Source organism: Roseomonas alba (assembly GCF_019430885.1).
In the GTDB taxonomy this organism is placed as follows: Bacteria; Pseudomonadota; Alphaproteobacteria; order Acetobacterales; family Acetobacteraceae; genus Neoroseomonas; species Neoroseomonas alba.
Genome location: NZ_JAHYBZ010000003.1, coordinates 189,317 through 207,344, shown reverse-complemented (window position 1 = coordinate 207,344; position 18,028 = coordinate 189,317). Strand labels below are relative to the sequence as shown.

The window sequence follows — 18,028 nt, the reverse complement described above, 5'->3', positions numbered from 1 at the left end:
ATTTCGCAAGCCTGGACCCGCGATATCCGCTTCCGGCGACGACCGGCGCTATTCCGCCGCGGCCGACACCGCGCCGGCGGCGAAGCGCGGCGCGACCTCTTCCATGAACAGCCGGATCGACCCCGCTGCCACATCCGCCGGCATCGGGCCGAGGCGGAAGGAGCAGATCACGCCGCCGACGCCGGTCGCCTCGATCTCCGCCATCTTCTCCGCGACCGTCTCCGGCGAGCCGGAGATCAGCGCATGGCCGGGATCGGTGCGCGCCGGCGGCACCTCCTCCTTCTTCATGATGATGCCCTGCTCGGCGTAAATCTTCTCGCGCAGGCGCCGGCGGTGCTCCTGCATCGCCTCGAAGGCCGGGACGCCGATGCGGCGGGCCTCCTCGTCGGTCGGGGCGACCACGACGTTGCGCCACACCCAGGATTCGTCGAGGCAGCGCGCGACATGCGCCGCATCGAAGCCGGCCTGCTCCATGGCGGCCTTGTAGAGCGCCATGCGCTTCGCCGTCGTCTCGTTCGACTGCACGTTCATCAGGAACGGCAGGCCACGCTTCGCAAGGTGCAGCGCGCCCTCCTCGGACGACGCGGCGCGGATCACATAGGGATGCGGCCGGGTGAAGGAGGTCGGGCGGAGCCGCGGCACCTTCAGCGTCCAGTGCTTGCCTTCATGGGTGAAGCCCTCGGGGCTGGTCCAGGCCTTGAGCATGATGCCCTCGGCCTCCTCATACAGCGAGCCGGCCTCCTCCCACGGAATGCCGTAACCCTGGTATTCGTAGACATTGTAGGCGGTGCCGCGGCCGAGCCCGACGATTACCCGCCCTTTGCCGATATTGTCGAGCAGCGCCATCTGCTCGGCGAGCCGCGTCGGATGGTGCAGCGACACCTGCGCCACCGCGAAGCCGACCTTGATCCGCTTCGTCGCGGTCAGCACAGCGGCGGCGAAGGTGACCGGGTCCACATAAGCGCAATTGCCGTCGAAGTGATGCTCGGCCAGCCACAGCACCTCGACGCCGAGCTCGTCGCACAGCTTCGCCTCGGCGATGCAGTCGGCGATCACCTCGGCATCGCGATCGGGGTCGCGGCTCTCGGGAAAGAGGAAGTTGCTGAAGCGCAGCATCCGCGGCCTCTCCGATCTGGGTCACGGAAAGCCTAGCGGAACCGCGCCGCCACGCAACCTTCGCACTTGCACACAGTCCTGGCGCGTTGCAGCATTTCGCCCATCAGGCCGGGAGAGACCGATGGTGACGTCGCGCCGCCTCATGCTCGGTGGAACCCTCGCGCTGCCGGCGCTCGCCGCGCGGGCGCAGGACCGGCCCATCCAGATCCATGTCGGTTTCGCCGCTGGCGGGAATATCGACCTCGCCGCGCGCATGGCGGCACCCTTCCTCGAAAAATATCTCGGCCCGGGCAATCAGATCATCGTCGCGAATAAGCCCGGCGCCGGCGGGATGCTCATGCTGAACGAGGTCGCGGCCGCGGCGCCCGACGGACGGACCGCCGCGCTCGTCTCCTTCCCTGCACTGGTCACCGCGCTCTACGACAACACGCCGCGCTACCGCGTCGACAGCTTCGCCTATGCGGGGCTGCTGACGGACGAGCCCTATACGGTCTTCGTCGGCAACGACACGCCTTACCGGTCCCTGCGCGACCTGGTCGCGGCGGCGAGGGCAGCGCCCGAGACCGTCACCATCGCAGGCGCCGGGGTCGGCGGGGCGCCGCACCTCGCGATGATGGCGATCGAGCGCGCCGCCGGCGTGAAGTTCACCTGGGTGCCGACCCAGGGCGCGGCGCAGGCGATGCAACTCGTCCAGGGCGGGCATGTCGCCGGGTCGATCTCGACCGTCAGCCTGACCGTGCGCGCGCATCAGCAGGGCGCGCTGCGTGTGGTCGCCATCATGGAACGCGAACGCTGGGACAAGGCGCCCGACCTGCCCACAGGTGCGGAGCAGGGCGTCGCCGTCGTGGCCGGTTCGGCGCGCGGCTTCGCCCTGCCGGCCGCAACCCCGCCCGCCATCATCGCGCGCTGGGAGGAGGCGATCGCTCGCACGGCCGCCGACCCGGAATTCCGCGGCATGGCGGAACGCGACTTCGTCATCGTCCGCCACATGGACCGTCCGACCATGACGCGCTTCGTCGGGGATCAGGCGCGCATCTATGGAGAGATCTGGCGGGCCACGCCCTGGCGGCAGTGACATCCCCGGCCCGGCGGGGGCCATTCGGCCGGGCCGGGGCCTGGAACATCTTGCCGGGGCACTGACCGGGAGCGCTCGCCCGTCAACGCCAGAGCCCCTGGGCCGCCTGGCCGAGCGCCGTCCGGTTCATGCCTGTGCCAGTTGCAGCACCAGCCCCGACAGGAACAGCGACAGCGCCAGGTCGAGCCCCACGAAGGCGGCCGCCTGCGCCCCGCTGATCGACAGCGACAGCCGTGTCGCGAACCACTGCATCCAGATGGCGTAGAACAGCCCGACCAGCCCGAGCGTATCCGCCACCATCCCCTGCCATCCCAGGAAGGACGGCAGGGACAGCAGCGTCAGCACCGCGTACTGCACCAGGTTCATCCAGTTCCAGGCGGCGATGAAGCGCGGCCAGAGCTTGCGGCGGCCCATCGCCTCGGCGATCGGCAAGGAGGCCACGGCGAAACCCGCCCAGGAGCAGACATAGGCGAGGAGGTCGCCGATCAGCGCGCGCACCGGATCGACGGCCTCGCCGCCCGGCGTGGAGCCCATCCGCAGCAGCAGAAAGGCCGGCAGGCAGAGGAAGGCCGCGAGGAAGGAGGCCCGCGCATCGTCGAGCGTCGGGCGGAAAGCCTCCACGCCGTCGCGCCGGCCGCGGGCGAGCATCAGCGCGCCGACGATGCCGCGCAGCACCGGCCCGGCCGAAGGGGCGGGGGATCCGCTCAGCCGAACACCTCCTCGAGGATGGCGCGATAGCTGCCGGCGAGGCGGCGCAGCTCCTCGACCGACGCGTTCTCGTTCACCTGATGAAGCGAGGTGCCGACGGCGCCGAATTCAGCGACGGGGCAATAGCGCGCGATGAAGCGCGCATCCGAGGTCCCGCCGCCAGTATCCAGCGCAGGCGCGACGCCCGTGCTGCGTTCGATGGCGCGCGACAGCGCATCGACGAAGGGGCCGGGCCGCGTCAGGAAGCTCTCGCCCGAGCATTCGGCGATCAGCTCGTAGCTGCATCCGGCGGCGCGCAGCGCGGCGTGCAGGCGCTCGGTCAGCGCCGCGCTGGTGTGGTGGTCGTTGAAGCGGATGTTCAGCATCGCCTTCGCCACCGCCGGGATGACGTTGGTCGCGGTGTTGCCGACATCGAAGCCGGTGACCTGCAGCGTGGTGGGCGGGAAGAACTCCGATCCGTTGTCGAGCGGCGCGGCCAGCAGCGGTCCCAGCGCGGCGACCAATCGATGGATCGGGTTGTCCGCCTTGGCGGGATAGGCGCTGTGGCCCTGCTTGCCCGTCACGGTGATGAAGGCATTCAGGCTGCCGCGCCGGCCGATCTTGATGGTGTCGCCGAGCACGGCGCGACTGGTCGGTTCGCCCACCAGCGCCATGTCCGGGATCTGGCCGTTCGCCTCCATCCATTCCAGCACCTTCGCGGTGCCGTCCACCGATCGCGCCTCCTCATCCCCGGTGATGAGCAGCGATATCGACCCCGGATGGTCCGGATGCGCGGCGAGGTAGTCGGCCAGACCGGCGATGAAGGCGGCGATGCCGCCCTTCATGTCGCAGGCGCCGCGGCCGAACAGCGTCCCGTCGCGCACCACGCCGCTGAACGGATCGTCGGTCCAGGCCGCGACGTTGCCCGGCGGCACGACATCGGTGTGGCCCGCGTAGCAGAAATGCGGGCCGGCCGTGCCGCGCCGGGCGAACAGGTTGTCCACCCGGTAGTCATCAGGCCCGAAGACCAGCCGGGTGCAGGCGAAGCCGAGCGGTTCCAGCGCGCGCTGGACCACATCCAGCGCGCCGTCATCGGCCGGCGTGACCGACCGGCAGCGGATCATCGCCTGGGCGAGGGGGGTCGGATCCGCCGCCATCGTCATGTCCTTGCGTCGCCGTGGTGATGCGCGGCCGGAGCCTCAGTCGCGCAGCAACTCGTTGATCGCCGTCTTGGACCGCGTCTGCGCATCGACGCGCTTCACGATGACGGCGCAATAGAGCGAGGGCCCCGGCGAGCCGTCCGGCAGCGGCTTGCCAGGCAGCGAGCCGGGCACCACCACCGAGTAGGACGGTACGCGGCCGATGAAGACCTCGCCCGTCGCGCGGTCGATGATCTTGGTCGAGGCGCCGAGGAAGACGCCCATGGACAGCACCGCGCCCTTCTCGACGATCACGCCCTCGGCGACTTCGGATCGCGCGCCGATGAAGCAATCATCCTCGATCACCACCGGATTGGCCTGCAGCGGTTCCAGCACGCCGCCGATGCCGACGCCGCCCGACAGGTGCACGTTCTTGCCGATCTGCGCGCAGGACCCGACGGTCGCCCAGGTGTCGACCATGGTCCCCTCATCGACATAGGCGCCGAGATTCACGAAGGAGGGCATCAGCACCACATTCTTCGCGATATAGGCCGACCGGCGCACCACGGCGCCCGGCACGGCGCGGAAGCCGGCCTCGCGGAAGCGGTTCTCGCCCCAATCGGCGAACTTCAGCGGCACCTTGTCATAGGCGCCGGCGGCGGTGTCCATCGGCGCGGAATCGACCAGCCGGAAGGACAGCAGCACCGCCTGCTTCAGCCATTGGTTCACGTGCCAGTCGCCCTTGCCGTCCGGCTGGGCCACGCGCTCCCTGCCTGAATCCAGCATCTCCAGCGCGTCCTCGATCGCTGCGCGGTCGGACCCGCCAGTGGCGGGGTTCACGCGCTCGCGGTTCTGCCAGAGCGATTCGATGCGGGCCTTCAGAGCGGTATGGTCCATGGACGTCCTCGGGGCGTTCGGAAATGGGCAAGGGTGCTTGAAGCCCCGGCGGCCCGCTGTCAACGCGGCGCGCGTCCTGCAGCCGTCGCGGCATGGTAACCGGGGATTCATCGCGCATGCGGTTCCATGGGGCCATGACCATGGCGCTGTGCCCCGAGGAACGATCGGCGACCATCCCGCCCGCCGCCGCGGCCACGGCTGCGCTGCACGGCGCCCTGCTGGAATCGCGGCAGCGCTGGCAGGACCTTGCCGGCCTCTCGGCGGATTTCGTCTTCGAGACCGACAGCGCCGGGCGGTTCAGCTTCCTCTGGCCCGATCATGTGCTGGGCCATGTCTCGGCAGGGCTGCTGGGGCGGCGGGCGGCATCGCTGGTGCTCGGTACCGGGCCCGATCCCTTCGACCAGCGCCAGGCGGTGCGCAACCACCGCGTCTGGGTCGCCGGCGCCGGCGGGCAGCCACGCTGTCTGTCGCTCTCCCTGGCGCCGATCGGCGATACGCGCGGCCAGTTCGCCGGGCTGCGCGGCGCCGCGCGCGACGTGACCGAGGAGGAGACGGCCACGACGGTCGCCGCCGCCGGGCTGCGCCGCGCCGCCCTGCTCGATGCGCTGGGCGAGGCCGTCCGCCACGCCGGCACGGCGGCGGAAGCCCTCGTCCATGGGCTGACCGGCCTGCGCGATGCGCTGGGCTGCGCGGGCACCGCCATGATCGTGCCCGGCGCGCATGGCCCGGAGATCATCTCCCCCACCACCATGGTGCCCCCTGGCCTGATCGAGGCCGCCACCGATGCGCTGGACAGCGCGCGGGACTGGGTGGGCCGCCTCGATGGCCGGCTCCCGGCGGCGCTGTTCCACCATCACGGCCGCGCGCCGGCCCTGTCGGCCCTGGCCGCCTGGCGCGCCGCCGGCGCGCGTGACTGGGATGCCGAGGACCTCGCCGTGCTGCGCGCCATGGCAGCCACGCTCGGCGCCGTGCTCGGCTTCCGGCGTCTGCAGGCGGAACTCGAACAGCAGGCGAGCACGGATGGGCTGACCGGCCTCGCCAACCGCCGCGCCTTCCTCGGCAGCCTGGCCGCGGCGATCGGCGGCCGCGCGGGGGATGCCGGCGGCGCGCTGTTCTTCATTGACCTCGACAACCTCAAGCCGATCAACGACCGGCTGGGGCATGAGGCGGGCGACGCCGCCCTGCGCATCACCGCGCGGCTGCTGCGCGACGCCGCGGGCGACACCGGTCTTGCCGCGCGCTTCGGCGGGGACGAGTTCACCCTCTGGCTTCCGGGCGTCACCGAGGCCGAGGCAACCGCCCGGGCGGAGGCCCTGATCGCCGCCGCCGCGGCGCAGCCCTGCGACCACCCCGCGCCGCAGTTCAGCATCGGCCTCGCCTGGCGCGCCCCGGGGGCGGTCGAGGGGGCGGGCCTCCTCGTCGCCCGCGCCGATGCGGCGCTCTATGAGGCCAAGCGCAGCGGGCGCGGGCGTTGGCATCTTGCGGAGCCGGCGGCGTGATGGACGTGAGAGAGATTGCGCGCATCCTGGAAGGCGGCCCGCCCGCCGCGCGCACCGCCCTTGCCGCCAACCCGGAGACCCCGCCCGAGGCGCTGTACTACCTGATGGCCGATCGCGCGCCGGAGATCCGCGCCGCGGTCGCCGGCAATCCCGCCAGCCCGCACCAGACCTTCGGGCCACTGGCGCTGGATGACGACGTCGCCGTGCGCCGCGCGCTGGCGGAACGGCTCGCACAGCTTCTCCCGGGCCTGCCGCCGGCGCAGCAGGATCGCCTCGCGCAGGCGGCCTGGACGGCGCTGGCGCAACTCGCCGCCGATGTCGTCGAGGACATCCGCGCCACCGTCGCCGAGGCCGTGAAGGATCTGCCCGACGCGCCGCGCGCCATGATGCTCGGCCTGGCACGGGATGCGAGCCCGCGCGTGGCCGATCCCGTGCTGCGCCTCTGCCCCCTGCTGACCGAGGAGGATCTGCTCGGCCTGGTTGCCGCGCCGCCGATCGCCGCGACGCTGACCGCCATCGCCCGCCGCCCGGCGATCAGCGAGACGGTCGCCGACGCGCTGGTCGCCTCTGGCGATACCTTCGCGATCACGGCGCTGCTCGGCAACCACACCGCCGCGATCCGGGAAAGCACGCTGGATGCGCTGGTGGTCCAGGCCGCCGAATACGCCGCCTGGCAGGAGCCCCTGGTCCGCCGTCCCGACCTGCCGCCCCGCGCCGCCCTGGCGCTTGCCGACTTCGTCGCCGAGACGCTGTTGGCCCCGCTGGCGCAGCGGAGCGACCTGCCGGCCGAGACCACCGCCCGCATTCGCGCCGCCGTCGCCCAGCGCCTGGCCGGCGCGCCGCGACCGGGCGAGACGGCCGAGGACGCCGCCACCCGCGTGTGCATCCTGATGCAGGCCGGCGCGCTGGATGCGGCGGCTATGCTGCGCGCGTCCGGCGCCGGGGAGCGTCACTTCGTCGCCACCGGCCTCGCGGCCCTGGCCGACGTGCCGCAGAGCGACGTGGACCACGCGGTGGTCACGCGCTGCGCGAAGACGCTCGCCGGGCTGTGTCGCAAGGCGGGGCTCGACGACGCGACGGCCGAGGCGGTGGTCGCGCTACTCGCGCCCGCCCCGCCTGTGGCTGGGGCGGCACCGATGGCGGTGGCCGTGGGGGATGGCGAGCTGCGCTGGCGCATCGACGCCCTGTCGCGCGCGGCGGCGCAGTAGGCAGCACCTTATCCTGCGCTGTGGAACCGAGAGGGGCTTCGCCCCTCTCGGACTCTCCCCACCAAAGGCCACAGGGCCTTTGGAAACCGATACCTGGCGTTGGGCGCCGAGGTCCGAAGGGATGGTGGAGCTGGCGCTCGCATCGCTGCGGCGCACCGTTGTCGATGATCGGGTCATCACCAATGCGAACGCCCTGCAGGGGGAGGCTGGCGGTGCGGCCGCCTGCCAAACCAAAGGCAATGGCGCGAGGACAAAGCCCCGTCGGTATGGACTGGCTGTCCCGCACAGCGCCGAGTGATGGTTTCCAAAGGCCTCTTGGCCTTTGGCGGGGTGAGGTTTGGAGAGGGGCAGAGCCCCTCTCCATCGCTGTCAGCGGCGGTATTCGCGCACAAGAAGGGCGGCGCCCCACCAATTCCCACCGCCGCCGCCGGACCTTACGGCCGGATCAGTGTCCCCGGCCCGGCATCGGTGAACAGCTCCGCCAGGATCGCGTGCGGCACGCGCCCATCCAGGATCACGGCGCCCTTCACCCCGCGTTCGATGGCGTAGATGCAGGTCTCGACCTTCGGGATCATGCCCCCGTTGATCCAGCCGGCGGCTATGCCGGCCTTCACTTCGGCGACCGTCATTTCCGGGATGAGCTTCTTCTCGGTGTCGAGTACGCCCGCGACATCGGTCAGCATCAGCAGCCGTTCGGCGCCTAGCGCGCCGGCGATCGCGCCGGCCGCGGTGTCGGCGTTGATGTTGTAGGTCTGGCCGTCCTCGCCGACGCCGACCGGGGCGACCACCGGCACGATATCCGCGCCGATCATCAGCTTCAGTACACGGGGATCGACGCTCGCCGGCTCACCCACGAAGCCGAGGTCGAGCACCTTCTCGATGTTGCTGTCAGGGTCGCGATAGGTGCGGTTCAGCTTGCGCGCGCGGATCAGCGCGCCGTCCTTGCCGGAGATGCCGACGGCGATGGCGCCAGCGCGGGTGATCGCCTCGGCCACCTGCTTGTTGACCGGGCCGGCGAGGACCATCTCGACCACGTCGAGCATTTCCGCATCCGTCACGCGCAAGCCCTGCACGAAGCTCGACTTCACGTTCAGGCGCTTGAGCATGGCGTTGATCTGCGGCCCGCCGCCATGGACCACGACGGGGTTCACGCCGACCTGCTCCAGCAGCGCGATGTCGCGCCCGAAGCGGAGCGCGGTCTCTTCCTCGCCCATGGCGTGGCCGCCGTACTTCACCACGACGACCGCGTCGTCATAGCGCTTCAGGAAAGGCAGGGCGCCCGCCAGGAGGTGCATGGCATCAGGCGTGTCGGCAGGCTCGGTCATGGGCATTCCTCACCCCGTTCGCAGGGGCCACGGTTTCTGGCGGCGTGGCGCGGGCCGGTCAAGCCGGCGCCGGGAGCGATTCCGCTGGTGCGGGGCGTGGCAAGGCACGTTAACAATTTCACGGAGAACAACTGGGGGTGGTCCTGTGCTGCGACTTTTCGCCTTGGGTCTGGCGGTCGCATTGGCGGCTTGCGGGCAGCGGACGGCGCCTGGCCGCGTTGAAGCCGGGCCGCAATTCTGGCGCCCACCAACCTCCAAGGAGCCGTGGCGTATCGCAGGTTACCTGGATACGCGGCGCGTCCGGTCCGGGCTATTCAGCCGGCCCGAGCATGAAGTTGTCGTGACAGTCAACGATCAGGTCGTCGCGCACGCTGACATGCCGCGCAACGGGCCCGTGGAACTGGCCGGCACGGCGGAGGGCGCGAATGTCGCTGCCCTCTGCACCCCCCAGATGGTCGCCCGCGCCACGCTGCGGGTGACCTGCCTGGTCATGGTGGCGAATGAGCGCGCCGCAACGCTCTCGCTCGTGGCCGGGACGCAGCCGCCGGGCTAGAGCATTTTTCGCTCACGCTGGGTCGGTACGGGCCCGGACCCCCGCCCGGCCACCCGACGACAGTATCCTGGATGGGTGGCCGGCTGGGGGGGGGGCGGGCTGGTGCCGTTCGATCGATAATGCCTCTAGGCCCGTTCGCGGTTGCCTTGACTCACGGCATGTCCCCCGCCCGTCATCGGCGCGAGGTCTTCACCCGATCAGCGTTCCACCTGACCGGGAACTGTTCCGGGCACGCTGTACGGCATCGTGCGGGCCCTGCGGGAATGCCGCTCGCCTCGCCAGGGCCTGAGCTCGGAGACAAGCGTATCACGCAATGTTTGGATGAGAAATTTCATCGATATGGATATTCGGGACATTGAATACAACCATAGGTAGTTCAATAATGAAATTACTCGCCTTGTTTCTGGCGCTGGCGGTGGCGGGGTGTGGGGCGCGCACGGCGCCCGGCCGCATCGGGTCCGGCCCGCAATATTGGCGCCCGGCCGCCGCTGAGGAGCCCTGGCGTATTTCCGGCTACCTCGATACCCGGCGCGAATGGGGTCTGCTCGGCTCCAGCCCCAAGCATGAGATCGTGGTGACGGTGAATGGCCGGGTCGCGATGCAGGCCGAAATGCCGCGCGACGAGGCGATCGAAATCGAGGGCAAGGCGGAAGGACGAAGCGTCTCCGCCCTCTGCACGCCGCACATGGTCTCCCGCGCCACGCTGCAGGTGAACTGCCTGGTCCTGGTGGCGAACGAACGCGCGGCGACCCTCTCCCTGGTCGCCGGCACCAACCGACCCCGGGCGTAAGGACGGCCCGCCTTGCCGGCAGGCGGGCCTGCCCGCATAGTCGGGCCAAGATCAAGAAACGCCTCGCGGCCAACCGGAGACCTGAGGTCACATGGCTCGCGCCACGAACGTCACACTTGCCCGCAGGATCGGGGCCCCATGACCGAGCGCCGGATGCATCTGGTCGCCTTCCTGAAGACCGGCCCCACGGCGAACCACCCGGGGTCCTGGCGCCATCCGGAGGCGCCGCTGCACGACATCTTCACCCCCGAGCGCTACGAGCATATTGCCCGCGTGCTTGAAGACGCGCGCTTCGATGCCTGCTTCTATGCGGACACTTTCGGACTGCCCGACATCCATGGCGGCAATTTCGACGCCTATCTGAGGCTGGGCGGGCAGATCTCCTATCTCGATCCGCTTGTCGTGCTGCCGGTGATGGCGCGGGTGACGAAGCATCTCGGCCTCGGCGCGACGCTGTCCACGACGCTGCTGCACCCGTATTGGATCGCGCGGACGCTGGCTTCGCTAGACCTGCTGACGGGCGGGCGGATGGCGTGGAACATCGTCACCTCCGCCACCAATCTCGAGGCGAAGAACTTCGGCCTCGACGCCATTCCCGGCAAGGCGGAGCGCTACGACCGCGCCGACGAGGTGGTCGAGGCCTGCAACGCGCTCTGGGAATCCTGGGACGACGGCGCCTTTGTGATGGACAAGGAGGAAGGCATCTTCGTCGACCCCTCCAAGGTCCACTACACAAACTACGAAGGGACGTGGGTGAAGACGCGCGGGCCGCTCGCCATGCCGCGGACGCCGCAGGTGCGTCCCGTTTTCCTGCAGGCCGGCGCGTCCGACCGCGGGCGCGAATTCGCCGCGCGCTGGGCCGAGATGGTCTTCTGCACCCCGCACAGCAAGGCCGACACGCTGGCCTTCACCAACGACCTCAAGTCGCGCATGGCCGCCTATGGCCGCCCGCCCGAGGCCTGCAAAGTTCTGCCCAGCTTCATGACCGTGATCGGCGAGACGGAGAGCATCGCCCAGGAGAAATTCGAGTACCTGCAATCCCTGATCGAGCCCGAGGCACAGCGGATGCTGAACTCGGCCCTGATGGGCGTGGACCTTGCGCACATCGGGTCGCATGAGGATTTCAAGGCGGCGCAGGGCAACCAGGGCAGCAAGGGATCGCAGGACCGCGTGCTGCAACTGATGGAGCAGGAGCGCATCGCCTTCACCGATGCGGTGGCGAAGCCGCGTGCCTTGCTGGTCGGAACGCCGACGATGATCGCGGACATGCTGGAGGACTACTTCACCGCCGGCGCCTGCGACGGCTTCATCATCTCACCGACCGTCCACCCCCGCATGTTCGAGGAATTCGGACGGCTGGTCGTGCCCGAGCTGCAGCGGCGCGGATTGTTCCGCAAGGAGTATGCGGGAACGACCCTGCGGGAGAACCTGGCCAACCCATAGGACGAGGGCGGAGGGTGGCGCGCCCTTCTGCGGGCATGACGCCGACAAGGTCGCCTGGCCTGCCGATCGTCGCGCGCCCCCTTGTGGGCGGCGGCTCGACAGGATGCTCCGCGGCCCTTGAGGGCCGCGCCGCCACGGCTGGCGCCGGGGCCCCTCCCACCCGATCAGGGCGCGGGAATGGTGAACGCCGGCACGCCGACCCCCAGCGGCTGTCCCAGCGCCGCCTTCACCTGCACCGCCGCCACCGCATAGCCGTCGCGGACCGGCACCAGGATCGGCGCGCCGCTGCTGCCCGTGGTTCCCGCGCAATTATGGCCCACCAGGATCCCCTGCGCGCCGAAGGTGGCGACCGTGACGACGCGGCAGGCGCGATCCGCCATCAGCACATCCGGCCGGTCATACTGCCAGGCGGCAAGTGTCGCCGGCATGCCAAGCCCCGGGGGCTCGCGCAGCATTGGCAGCACGTGCCCGTTGCCGAGCGATTCCGTCAGCGTCACCAGTGCCCAGTCGGCCCGCCAGGGTTCCTCGCGGGAAGGATTGAAGCCCGTCCCGCTGCGCAGCTGCGCCCCCCGCACGGTACGCCCGCCGACACGCACGCTGACATCGCCGGGCGCGACCAGGCGCGTCGCGTCGCTCGCGATCAGGCAATGCGCTGCCGTCAGCACGAGGCGCGGGGCAATCAGCGCCCCACTGCAGCGGCCTCCTGCGGTGGTCTCGATCAGGGCGATGGCGTCGAAAGGGGCCTCGCGCGGGGAGACCTGGAGGCGCGTATCAACTGGCCCGAGGCCTGGCACCTCCGCCGCACCGGGCAGGGCAAGCGCCAGTGCCGCCGCCAGGCCCGCCAATCCGCGGCGTATCACGAGGTGGGCGCGGGCGGCGGCGGATGGCAGGAGCGCGGCGGGGTCGGGGAGGGCGTGGTCGGTGGCGCCGGCGTCTGCGTCTGCTGCTGCGCCCATGCCGCTGCCTGCGGCAACGTCACGGACAACACGCCGAAGGCGAGGACCAGCGCGGGCAGGGGAAGGGTCCGCATGGCTGGAGGCTAGAGCAGATCGCGCAGCAAAGGGAACCGTTCCCTGCGCCGTCTGGCCGGCGGCGTCGGGCCGCGTCATTCTCCGCTCCGTGATTCGGGCGATTGTCATTCTGCTGCTTCTGCTGGGCGGGCTCGGGGCCGGTGTGGCCTGGCTCGGCCAGCATCCGCCACCGGGATCGGCGCCAGCGCGCATCCAGGGCGCGGCGACGCCGGGCAGCGCGCCGGCATCGGGCACGTCCGCCGCCCTCGGCACGCCCTTTGGCGACGCGGTGTTCCGCTGGCGCTGCACCACCGGGCTGAAGGAGGCGATTGGCGACCGACCCGGCTGGTCCTTCGAGCGTCTGGCAAGTCTGTGCCTTTGCGCGGCCGACCGGCTGAGGGAGGACGGGCCGCGCGACATCATCCTCGGGCCGGGCGATGTGGCGGCCTCGCTGGAGGCCGCCGAGGCGCGGCTGTGCCGCCGACCGTGACGGCCTATCGCGAACGGGCCGGCGGCAGGTTCTCGGACTGCACGCGCGGCGTCGCTGAATTGCCGGGGGCGGGGGTGATGACCTCCCGCGGCGCGGCCGAGCCCTGCGGGGCCACCGCAGTCGGCGCGGCCGGTTCCGCCTGCGACAGGCGCATCAGCGCGGCGCGCAGCGGGTCGCTGCCGGGATTGTGCACCGCCATGTCCACGACGACCTCGCGCGGGCTCGCATCCCGGCCGAAATAGGCACGGTTCCAGCTATCCCGCGGATCGAGGTAGTTGCCGTCGAGTGAGATGCCGGCAAACAGCCCGCGCGCGCGGGCGATGGTCACAATGTCCCCACCGATCGCCGTGGTGGTCGCGCCGGCAATGCCACGGCCCAGCGTCCCGAGCGCCACGCCCGCATCCGCGCCGAACTTGAAGTTGTGGTCCAGGATCGCCTCGAGCGCCTTGTCGTTCATGATCAGCATGACGATCTGCGCGTCCTGCACGCCGGCCTGAAAGCCGATCGACCCGCCGCCCATGGTGTAGAAGGCGGGCGAGGACCAGGATCCGCTGCCGTCCCGCGCGACCAGAACGCAGTCGCCACCCTGGCCGCCGAAGATGAAGCCGGCTCGGAAGACCCGTGGGCAGACCATCGCCGCCCGCGAGCGGCCGAGCATGGACCGCGCATCGGCCGTCATGTCGCCGAGGTCGAAGACTTCCTGCAGGGACAGCGTGGCGCGGTCGACCAGGGATTGCTGCTCGGCCTGGGCGCGGGCGTCATGGGACACCGTGGCGAGGCCGAGGGCGGCGAACGCGAGAAAAGCGAGACGTCGCATGAACTGGGCCCCCCAAGCCATTGATGGGTCTCTGTTCTATCCGGAGCTCTGGAGCAACACAAAGGTTTCGCGATGGCGGAATCGTGATGCGCGCTGCATCCCCGTTCCTGGGTAGGGGGTCGAGAGGGGCTTTGCCCCTCTCGAACTCTCCCCACCAAAGGCCGAAAGGCCTTTGGAAACCTCGACTTGGCGCCGGGCGCCGCGGGCAGGACGAGCGTCGGGATGGGCGCTTGCAGCCATGATGTCGGGTGGGAGCGGCATGCCCCCAACAGCGCGGCGCCAGTGAGGCTTGGCTGGGATCCCGGGTCGACGGCGCCCCGAGGAAGGTACACGGCAACGCCAATAGGCCCCCATCGGCCAACGGGCCTCTGGCGACCATGATTTGGCGCCGCCTTGGATGATCGGGCGCAGCTCAGTGAATGAGGCGATGGGCACGGCACGCGCGCGGCAGGCGCGGGGTGCCTTCCCTGCCCAACACCAGATCGAGGTTTCCAAAGGCCTTTCGGCCTTTGGCGGGGGAGGGCAGAGCCCTTCCCCGTTCCGCCGTCGCCATGCTTCCCGCGCGAGCGGGTTCGGATGCCGCGCTCGTATCCTCCGGCGGCCTGACGTCAGGCCTCCGGTGCTGGTGGCGTCCAGGGTTCTTCGTTCACCGCGGCGACGCGCCAGTCCAGGCCGTGCTTCTCGATCCGCGTCAGCGACAGGTTCTTGATGCTGAAGATCAGCGCCTGGTCCGGCGTCAGTCCCATCGCATGCGCCAGCGCGGCGCGAATGGACCCGCCATGCGCAATGATGACGACGTCCTGGCCTTCCAGCAGCGTCGCCATGCGCTCCAGCACGCCCGCGACTCGCGCCTGGACCTGGCGGAAGGATTCCCCGCCAGGCGGGTGCTCCTCCCCGCCATGGGGCCAGAAGGGATGCGCCGGATGGGTCAGCAGGGCGGGCAGCGCGTCGTGCGGGATGCCCTGCCAGTCGCCGAGATGCTGTTCGGCAAGGTCGGGTTCGGCATCCAGCGCCGCCTCGGGATAGCCGGCGGCGAAGATCGCCGCGGCGGTCGCGCGCGTGCGGGACAGGTTCGTCACGAACCAGCGCGCCGGCTGCGGCAGCCGCTGCGCGAGCCAGCGATACGATGCGGCCTCCTGCCGCAGGGCGAGGTCGCACAGCGCGACATCCATCGAGCCATAGAGCACGGCGCGGGCGGAGGGCTCCACCAGGGCGTGGCGGATCAGGAAGAAGCGTGTCGGGGTCACGCGCTGCCTCTAGCCCAGCGTCGAGAGGCTGGCGAGGGGCCGCGCGCGCTCTATCCTGATCGCATGGACATCACCGTGCACGAACACTGGATTCCGGGCGCCATCGGCGACATCGCCGCGCTGCACGCGCGCCACTACAGCGCGAGCCACGGCTTCGGTGTCTTCTTCGAGGCCAAAGTCGCGCGAGAGCTCGGCGCATTCCTGCTGCGCTTCGATCCCGCGCGCGACATCTTCCGCTGCGCCGCGCGCGATGGGCACGTGCTCGGTTCGCTGGTGCTGGATTGCGGCGAGGAACCGGATTCCGCGCATCTGCGCTGGTTCATCATGGACCCCGCCCTGCGCGGGCAGGGGCTCGGGCGGCGTTGGCTCGCCGAGGCTCTCGCCCGCGCGCGGGTTATCGGCATGACGCGCATCCACCTCTGGACGCTGTCAGGCCTGGACGCGGCAGCGCATCTCTACGCGTCGGCCGGCTTCGCGCTGGAGGAGGAGATCGTCGCCGAGCAATGGGGACGCAGCGTGGTGGAGCGGCGGCTGGTGCTGGATCTCGGTCGGTGAGGTCGCCAGGGAGGGGCAGCGCCCCTCCCCATCCGCCATTGTGGCGGTTGCGGCGCCCGGGGGCGTGCCGGGCGCCTTCAGCTCCGGCGCGATCGCCGCTCCGCTTCCGTCGCCGCCCCGCGCCCGGCATCGAAGCCCAGGAAGCCCATTTCCGGACGCGGTGCCCCGCCATCATTGGCGAACAGCCGGGGCCGCGACTGCGGTGCCGGCCCACGCGGCCCGCCGCGGCCAACCGTCGCGGCGCGGGCTGCCCGCTCCGCCTCGGCCCGGGCGGCCCGGTCACGGGCGGCCCGCTGGGCCGGGCTCAGGGAGGCTTCCGGAGGAGCCGACGGCCCACGAACCGCGCCGCGGGCCGAGAGCAGGAAGAACAGGATCTCGTTGCGCCCCTGATCCACCGCCGCGTCGATCGCCGTCAGGCCAAGCACGTTGCGCTCGTCGAGGCTGGCGCCGCGATTCACCGCGTCGCGCGCCGCTGGCAGGTCGCCGCGGGTGATGGCGTCGAACAGCGCCGCGGTGGGCGACAGGTTCGCATTGGGGTCGCCGGGAATGGGCTCCGGCGCGCGCCGGGCGGCGATGCCGGGCAGGGCCGGCGGCGGGCGCGCTGCGGTGCGGGGCTGATCCGGCGGCGGGCCGGAGAACTGGGCCCGGGCCGGACCGCCCGGCATCAGCGTCAGCGCGAGGGGGGCCACCAGAAGGATGCGTCGCATGGCAGCGGTTTAGAGCAGTTTGGCCATGCCTGTCACGGCGGGCGCAGGGTCAGGCCGCCGCCGGGCGCTCCATGGCCAGGCGCGCTGCCGCACAGGCCGCACGCACGTGCTGCGCCGCGGCCTCGCGCGCCAGGGCCGGGTCGCCCGCCCGCACCGCTTCCAGGATGGTGCGCATCTCCCGCGCGCTCTCGACCGAACGGCCGCCCAATGACATCGACCGCGACCGCAGCAGGCTGATGCGGGCATGCAATCCGCGCAGCACCTCTTCGATCACCCTGTTTCCGCAGGCGGCCAGCAGCCCGTCATAGAAGCGGGTTGTGGTGGAGACGCGCCCCACCGCGTCCTCTGCCGCGACGGCGGCCTCGAAGGCCGTCAGCGCCGCCTCCATTGCTGCGTGTTCCGCCGGGCGGGCCAGCCGAGCCGCGAGGGACGCGGCCTCCCCCTCCAGCAATTCGCGTACAGCATAGATCTGCTCGGCCTCAGCCCAGCCCAGCGCGATCACCGCAGGTCCGCGATTGGGAATTGAGGCGACCAGGCGCTCTCCCTCCAGCCGGCGCAGCGCCTCGCGTACCGAGTTGCGACTGATGCCGAGCGCTCGCGACAACTCGATCTCAACCAACCGCTGCCCTGGGGCGAAATGCCCGGAGAGGATGGCTTCGCGCAGCTTGTCGACCGCCTGGGTCTGAACCGTCACCGGGGCAACCCGCAGATCCATCGTCCCGTCCGCCTTTGCCATCCGCGGCCCATCGGGCTTGGCCAGCGTCTCGTCAAGGCCTGGCGCCGGGATGATTATCCAAATGTCCCACAATCCTACTGGACGGCAACCGGGCGATACAACATGCTGCGGCGGCGAGATGTGAAGGAGAGGGTCTTGGAACTCCGCCGATGGCTCACTGTTGTTGACGAGCGCAGCATCGAGGCCGGCCAGAGCCGTGACGTGCCGCTGCGCAGGGTTGCGGTCATCGCGGTGGTCTCCAATCCCTTTGCCGGACGCTATGTCGAAGATCTCGGCCCCCTCATCGACGGCAGCGTCGCCATTGGCGGGTTTCTGGCCCGCCAAGCGGTCGAGGCGATGGGTGGCCTGCCGGTCGAAAGCTACGGCAAGGCCGGGGTCGTCGGGCTGGGCGGCGAGCAGGAACATGCCAACGCCATGCTCACGACCGCCTTTGCCGAGCCGCTGCGGGTGGCGGTGGGTGGCGCGCTTGCCTGGATCCCTTCCTTCACCAAGCTCGCTGCGCCCGGGGCCAGCATCGACGTTCCCTTGGCGCACAAGGACGCGCTGTACGTGCGTTCTCACTACGACGGGATCAGCGTTACGCTGCCCTCCGACGCGCCGGCCGCGGACGAGGTCGCGCTGATCGTCGCGCTGGCCAATCGTGGCCGGCTGAACGCACGGGTGGGTGGCCTCGCCGCTGACGCGATCGCCGCGCGCGACGGGCTACGCTAGCCCGATGATGGTCGCAGCGCCCG

The 18,028-nt window shown here is 70.7% G+C and carries 19 protein-coding genes; 9 read left to right on the top strand and 10 right to left on the bottom strand.

The features are described 5' to 3' along the window. Positions 1 to 48 precede the first annotated feature (48 nt). Positions 49 to 1,116, bottom strand: coding sequence for an LLM class flavin-dependent oxidoreductase (locus tag KPL78_RS09715; protein WP_219762745.1), 1,068 nt, complete (start codon positions 1,114 to 1,116; stop codon positions 49 to 51). Positions 1,117 to 1,237: 121 nt separating this feature from the next. Here KPL78_RS09715 and KPL78_RS09710 point away from each other — a divergent pair, with 121 nt between their 5' ends. Continuing rightward, positions 1,238 to 2,191, top strand: coding sequence for a tripartite tricarboxylate transporter substrate binding protein (locus tag KPL78_RS09710; protein WP_219762744.1), 954 nt, complete (start codon positions 1,238 to 1,240; stop codon positions 2,189 to 2,191). A gap of 126 nt (positions 2,192 to 2,317) precedes the next feature. On the opposite strand, the gene KPL78_RS09705 is transcribed toward KPL78_RS09710, so the two are convergent. From KPL78_RS09705 to dapD, 3 genes are read right to left on the bottom strand one after another with little or no spacing between them, the layout of a single operon-like run. After that, positions 2,318 to 2,866 (bottom strand): hypothetical protein, encoded by a 549-nt coding sequence (locus KPL78_RS09705; RefSeq protein WP_219762743.1) that lies wholly within the window; start codon positions 2,864 to 2,866, stop codon positions 2,318 to 2,320. Between the two features lie 29 nt (positions 2,867 to 2,895). Then, positions 2,896 to 4,041, bottom strand: coding sequence for a succinyl-diaminopimelate desuccinylase (gene dapE, locus KPL78_RS09700; RefSeq protein WP_219762742.1), 1,146 nt, complete (start codon positions 4,039 to 4,041; stop codon positions 2,896 to 2,898). A gap of 36 nt (positions 4,042 to 4,077) precedes the next feature. Beyond that, positions 4,078 to 4,914: a 2,3,4,5-tetrahydropyridine-2,6-dicarboxylate N-succinyltransferase gene (gene dapD, locus KPL78_RS09695; RefSeq protein ID WP_219762741.1), complete on the bottom strand. Its 837-nt coding sequence runs from the start codon at positions 4,912 to 4,914 to the stop codon at positions 4,078 to 4,080. Between the two features lie 116 nt (positions 4,915 to 5,030). Between dapD and KPL78_RS09690 the strand changes: the two genes are divergently transcribed. After that, positions 5,031 to 6,413: a sensor domain-containing diguanylate cyclase gene (locus KPL78_RS09690; RefSeq protein WP_219762740.1), complete on the top strand. Its 1,383-nt coding sequence runs from the start codon at positions 5,031 to 5,033 to the stop codon at positions 6,411 to 6,413. Continuing rightward, positions 6,413 to 7,621 carry a DUF2336 domain-containing protein gene (locus tag KPL78_RS09685; RefSeq protein ID WP_255568896.1) on the top strand — a complete coding sequence of 403 codons (1,209 nt, stop codon included), beginning with the start codon at positions 6,413 to 6,415 and terminating at the stop codon, positions 7,619 to 7,621. Before KPL78_RS09690 ends, KPL78_RS09685 begins: the two co-directional genes overlap by 1 nt. Positions 7,622 to 8,055: 434 nt before the next feature. Here the strand turns inward: KPL78_RS09685 and argB are convergent, their stop codons facing one another. Continuing rightward, positions 8,056 to 8,946: an acetylglutamate kinase gene (gene argB / locus KPL78_RS09680; protein ID WP_219762738.1), complete on the bottom strand. Its 891-nt coding sequence runs from the start codon at positions 8,944 to 8,946 to the stop codon at positions 8,056 to 8,058. A 340-nt stretch (positions 8,947 to 9,286) separates the two neighbouring features. On the opposite strand from argB, the gene KPL78_RS09675 reads away from it, so the two are divergent. The 3 genes from KPL78_RS09675 to KPL78_RS09665 all read left to right on the top strand — a co-directional run bounded on the left by KPL78_RS09675 (position 9,287) and on the right by KPL78_RS09665 (position 11,732). Then, on the top strand, positions 9,287 to 9,499 hold the full coding sequence (locus KPL78_RS09675) for a hypothetical protein (protein WP_219762737.1): 213 nt from the start codon (positions 9,287 to 9,289) through the stop codon (positions 9,497 to 9,499). 382 nt (positions 9,500 to 9,881) lie between these two features. Continuing rightward, positions 9,882 to 10,289 carry a hypothetical protein gene (locus KPL78_RS09670; protein ID WP_219762736.1) on the top strand — a complete coding sequence of 136 codons (408 nt, stop codon included), beginning with the start codon at positions 9,882 to 9,884 and terminating at the stop codon, positions 10,287 to 10,289. 138 nt (positions 10,290 to 10,427) lie between these two features. Then, positions 10,428 to 11,732, top strand: a complete 1,305-nt coding sequence (locus KPL78_RS09665) for an LLM class flavin-dependent oxidoreductase (protein WP_219762735.1) — start codon at positions 10,428 to 10,430, stop codon at positions 11,730 to 11,732. Positions 11,733 to 11,896: 164 nt separating this feature from the next. Here KPL78_RS09665 and KPL78_RS09660 read toward each other — a convergent pair whose 3' ends face one another. Continuing rightward, complete coding sequence (locus KPL78_RS09660) at positions 11,897 to 12,688, bottom strand: trypsin-like serine peptidase (protein ID WP_219762734.1); 792 nt, start codon at positions 12,686 to 12,688, stop codon at positions 11,897 to 11,899. Between the two features lie 163 nt (positions 12,689 to 12,851). On the opposite strand from KPL78_RS09660, the gene KPL78_RS09655 reads away from it, so the two are divergent. After that, positions 12,852 to 13,232 (top strand): hypothetical protein, encoded by a 381-nt coding sequence (locus tag KPL78_RS09655; RefSeq protein ID WP_219762733.1) that lies wholly within the window; start codon positions 12,852 to 12,854, stop codon positions 13,230 to 13,232. Between the two features lie 4 nt (positions 13,233 to 13,236). Here the strand turns inward: KPL78_RS09655 and KPL78_RS09650 are convergent, their stop codons facing one another. Further along, the gene (locus KPL78_RS09650) at positions 13,237 to 14,049 is read right to left on the bottom strand and encodes a lipid-binding SYLF domain-containing protein (RefSeq protein WP_219762732.1); all 813 of its coding nucleotides are present in this window, start codon (positions 14,047 to 14,049) and stop codon (positions 13,237 to 13,239) included. Positions 14,050 to 14,657: 608 nt separating this feature from the next. Continuing rightward, positions 14,658 to 15,296, bottom strand: a complete 639-nt coding sequence (locus KPL78_RS09645; protein WP_219762731.1) for a histidine phosphatase family protein — start codon at positions 15,294 to 15,296, stop codon at positions 14,658 to 14,660. A gap of 63 nt (positions 15,297 to 15,359) precedes the next feature. Between KPL78_RS09645 and KPL78_RS09640 the strand changes: the two genes are divergently transcribed. Beyond that, entirely contained in the window at positions 15,360 to 15,851 is a 492-nt protein-coding gene (locus KPL78_RS09640; RefSeq protein WP_219762730.1) for a GNAT family N-acetyltransferase, read from the top strand. Positions 15,852 to 15,928: 77 nt separating this feature from the next. On the opposite strand, the gene KPL78_RS09635 is transcribed toward KPL78_RS09640, so the two are convergent. Together KPL78_RS09635 and KPL78_RS09630 are read right to left on the bottom strand one after the other, a co-directional pair. Next, positions 15,929 to 16,558, bottom strand: coding sequence for an ankyrin repeat domain-containing protein (locus KPL78_RS09635; RefSeq protein ID WP_219762729.1), 630 nt, complete (start codon positions 16,556 to 16,558; stop codon positions 15,929 to 15,931). Positions 16,559 to 16,607: 49 nt separating this feature from the next. Beyond that, positions 16,608 to 17,273 carry a GntR family transcriptional regulator gene (locus tag KPL78_RS09630; RefSeq protein ID WP_219762728.1) on the bottom strand — a complete coding sequence of 222 codons (666 nt, stop codon included), beginning with the start codon at positions 17,271 to 17,273 and terminating at the stop codon, positions 16,608 to 16,610. A gap of 156 nt (positions 17,274 to 17,429) precedes the next feature. Between KPL78_RS09630 and KPL78_RS09625 the strand changes: the two genes are divergently transcribed. Next, on the top strand, positions 17,430 to 18,005 hold the full coding sequence (locus KPL78_RS09625) for an amino acid synthesis family protein (RefSeq protein WP_255568826.1): 576 nt from the start codon (positions 17,430 to 17,432) through the stop codon (positions 18,003 to 18,005). The last annotated feature ends 23 nt before the right edge of the window (positions 18,006 to 18,028 follow it).